This window comes from Acidobacteriota bacterium, from assembly GCA_028875575.1.
In the GTDB taxonomy this organism is placed as follows: domain Bacteria; phylum Acidobacteriota; class Terriglobia; order Versatilivoradales; family Versatilivoraceae; genus Versatilivorator.
This window is the reverse complement of sequence record JAPPDF010000064.1, coordinates 1-3,516: the sequence shown is the minus strand read 5'-3', so window position 1 is coordinate 3,516 and position 3,516 is coordinate 1. Positions and strand designations below refer to the sequence as shown.

3 protein-coding genes are annotated in these 3,516 nt (G+C 58.8%); all 3 read left to right on the top strand.

Annotated features, from left to right (window positions below; translation table 11 throughout):
* The first annotated feature begins 306 nt into the window (after positions 1 to 306).
* The 3 genes from rpsL (at position 307) to fusA (ending at position 3,426) form a co-directional block, all read left to right on the top strand.
* Positions 307 to 678, top strand: a complete 372-nt coding sequence (gene rpsL, locus OXI69_09590) for a 30S ribosomal protein S12 (GenBank protein MDE2666393.1) — start codon at positions 307 to 309, stop codon at positions 676 to 678.
* Between the two features lie 73 nt (positions 679 to 751).
* On the top strand, positions 752 to 1,222 hold the full coding sequence (gene rpsG, locus OXI69_09585) for a 30S ribosomal protein S7 (protein ID MDE2666392.1): 471 nt from the start codon (positions 752 to 754) through the stop codon (positions 1,220 to 1,222).
* Positions 1,223 to 1,320: 98 nt separating this feature from the next.
* Complete coding sequence (fusA, locus tag OXI69_09580; GenBank protein ID MDE2666391.1) at positions 1,321 to 3,426, top strand: elongation factor G; 2,106 nt, start codon at positions 1,321 to 1,323, stop codon at positions 3,424 to 3,426.
* Positions 3,427 to 3,516 lie beyond the last annotated feature (90 nt).

Here is a 3,516-nt window from a genome sequence, read left to right as displayed (position 1 = left end):
AATCACTCCCCCCTTGAGGGGGAGTCGCAGAAGCCGAGCCGCAGGCGAAGGCTGATGCGGAGGGGGGCATTCGCGACGCTGCAAAGTAGCGCCGAATGGCGAAGGCGGATGCGGTGGGGGAGGCAAGGCTCGGCTCCGGCCCGGGCCGTCCGGGACGCTCTTCGATGGGGCGTCTCGATCAACGAACCTGCCGGCATTTTGATTGACACTGAGGTTGCGGCTTTGCTATAGTCTTGTGGTTTTGCGTCCGGGGCTGTGTGTCCGGGCTATCATATTGATAATGCGTGAATTCTGGGAGATTAGGAGTTGCCGACGTTTAATCAGCTGGTGAGGTTGGGTCGAACCAAGGCCAGAGACAAGACCAGCAGTCCAGCACTCCAGGGCTGTCCACAAAAGCGGGGTGTCTGCGTGCGGGTCTATACCTCGACTCCGAAGAAGCCGAACTCGGCCTTGCGCAAGGTGGCGCGAGTGCGGTTGACCAACGGCATCGAGGTCACGACTTACATTCCTGGCATTGGCCACAACCTCCAGGAGCATTCGATTGTGCTGATTCGCGGAGGCCGTGTGAAGGACCTGCCTGGAGTACGTTACCATGTCGTGCGCGGGACCCTGGACTCGGTCGGTGTTGAGAATCGCAAGCAAAGCCGGTCCAAGTACGGGGCCAAGCGGCCCAAGTAAGTCACCCCCGGTTTCGAATCCAACGGCTTAACCTGCGGCGTTGTTCGCAATGCCCGTCTCGGGAGCAGTAGTCATGCCACGCAAAGGACATGTACCGAAGCGTCAGATCATCCCCGACCCCGTATACAACAGTCCCCTTGTCTCCAAGTTCATCAATTGCATCATGTGGAAGGGGAAGAAGAGCACGGCTGAACATGTGTTTTACGGCGCCCTGGACATCATCAAGGAGAAGACCGGAGACGATCCCCTCAAGGTCTTCAAGAAGGCCGTGGACAACGTCAAGCCCGTTCTGGAGGTGAAGTCCAGGAGGGTAGGCGGCGCCAATTATCAGGTTCCCATCGAGGTGAACCAGTACCGCAGGGTTTCTTTGAGTATTCGCTGGTTGATTACCTACACCCGCATGCGCAAAGAGAAGTCGATGCAGGAGAAACTGGCTGCCGAGTTCATGGATGCTGCCAGCAACCGCGGCGCGGCCGTCAAGAGGCGCGAAGACGTGCATCGCATGGCAGAGGCCAACAAGGCTTTTGCCCACTATCGGTGGTAAATGAAATTTCGTTCACTGGCAGGATGGGTCGGGCGCCCGAGGCCAAAACCGCTGGAGGCCGCCCGCTTCCCCTCTTACCCGTGGCTGCCCGGCTGCTTATGTCACGTCAGATACCACTCGAGAAAATTCGAAACATCGGAATCATGGCCCACATCGATGCCGGCAAGACTACGGCCACCGAGAGGATCCTCTATTACACCGGCATCACCCACAAGATGGGAGAGGTCCATGATGGCACTGCCACCATGGATTGGATGGAGCAGGAACAGGAGCGGGGAATCACCATCACCTCGGCGGCGACCACCTGTTTCTGGAAGGACTTTCGGATCAATATCATCGACACTCCGGGTCACGTGGACTTCACCGCCGAGGTGGAGCGCAGCCTTCGCGTGCTGGATGGAGCCATCTGCCTGCTTGGCTCGGTGGAAGGGGTGGAGCCTCAGACCGAAACGGTGTGGCGGCAGGGCGACAAGTACGAAGTTCCGAGAATCGTCTTCGTCAACAAGATGGACCGGGTCGGCGCCGACTTTTTCGGCTGCGTCAGGATGGTCAAGGATCGATTGCTGGCAAAGCCTGTGGCGGTCCAGATCCCCCTGGGCAAGGAGGAGAATTTCGTCGGCGTTATCGACCTGATCAGCATGAAGGCCATCATCTACCGAGACGAGACCCTGGGAGCCGACCACGAAACGGCGGAGATTCCTCCGGAGATGGTTGCTCAGGCACAGGAGTATCGGGAACGGATGATCGAGACCGTCTGTGAGACCGATGACCCGCTGATGGAAAAATACCTTTCCGGAGAGTCCATCTCTGAGGGCGACCTGAAGGCAGCCCTGCGGCGGGGCACATTGAGCCTGGCGTTGGTTCCGGTGCTTTGCGGCGCAGCCTTCAAGAACAAGGGAGTGCAGCCCTTGCTGGATGCCGTGGTGGATTATCTGCCTTCACCCGCCGACCTGCCTCCGGTGGTGGGCACCGACCGGGAAGGTCGGGATGAGATCGTCCGCGAGTCCCGGGATCAGGAACCCTTTTCGGCCCTGGTCTTCAAGATCATGACCGATCCCTACGTGGGACAGCTGGCCTTTTTCCGGGTCTACTCGGGTGTCCTCAAGACAGGCTCCTATGTCTACAATTCGACCAAGGACAGAAGGGAACGCGTGGGCCGACTGCTGAAGATGCATGCCGACAAGCGTGAGGAGATCCAGCAGGTCTATGCCGGCGACATCGCAGCGGGCGTGGGTTTGAGAGAGGTGGCTACCGGCGATACCATCTGTGTGCAAGAGGCGCCGGTGATTCTGGAGTCCATGGAATTTCCGGTTCCAGTCATGGCCGTTGCCATTGAGCCCAAGACCAAGAATGACCAGGAGAAGTTGGGTATGGCGCTGGGGAAATTGGCGCAGGAAGATCCCACCTTCAAGGTGTCGACCGACCAGGATACGGGACAGACCATTATTTCGGGAATGGGAGAACTGCATCTGGAGATTCTGGTAGACCGAATGTTCCGGGAGTTTGGGGTATCCGCAAACGTGGGGAAGCCCCAGGTGTCCTATCGGGAAACCATCTGTCAGGGCGCCGAAGGGGAGGGGCGATTCGTTCGTCAGACCGGCGGCCGCGGTCAGTACGGCCACGTCAAGATTCGCGTGGAACCCAGGGCCGACACCGAGCGAGGATTTGAATTCATCAATGCCATCGTGGGGGGCGCCATTCCTCGGGAGTTCATTCCGGCCGTGGAGAAAGGCATTCGGGAGGCTACCGAGGCCGGGCCCTTGGCCGGCTACGAGGTTCAGGATATTGAAGTGACGCTGTATGACGGGTCCTTCCACGAGGTGGATTCCAGCGAAATCGCCTTCAAGATTGCCGGTTCCATGGCTTTGAAGGATGCGGTTTCGCGAGCCGCACCAGCGTTGCTCGAGCCCGTCATGCGGGTGGAAGTCGTCGTTCCCCGAGAGTTTATCGGGCCGGTCGGGGGTGATCTCAACGCTCGTCGGGGGCGCATCGAAACCATTGAAACACGCGTCGGCTCGCAGGTGGTCACTGCCCTGGTTCCGCTCTCGGAGATGTTCGGATATTCCACCGATTTGCGGTCCATGACTCAGGGACGAGCAACCTATTCCATGCATTTTCACCAATACACCCAGGCGCCCAAATCGGTAACCGAGCAGATCGTTGCCAGAATACAGGGCCGGAGTTGGGACAGGGCGGGGCGATAAGGGCCTCGGGAGATCAGGAGAAAGGAAAGAAAGGCGATGGCGAAGGAGAAATTCGATCGAAGCAAGCCGCACATCAACATCGGGACGATC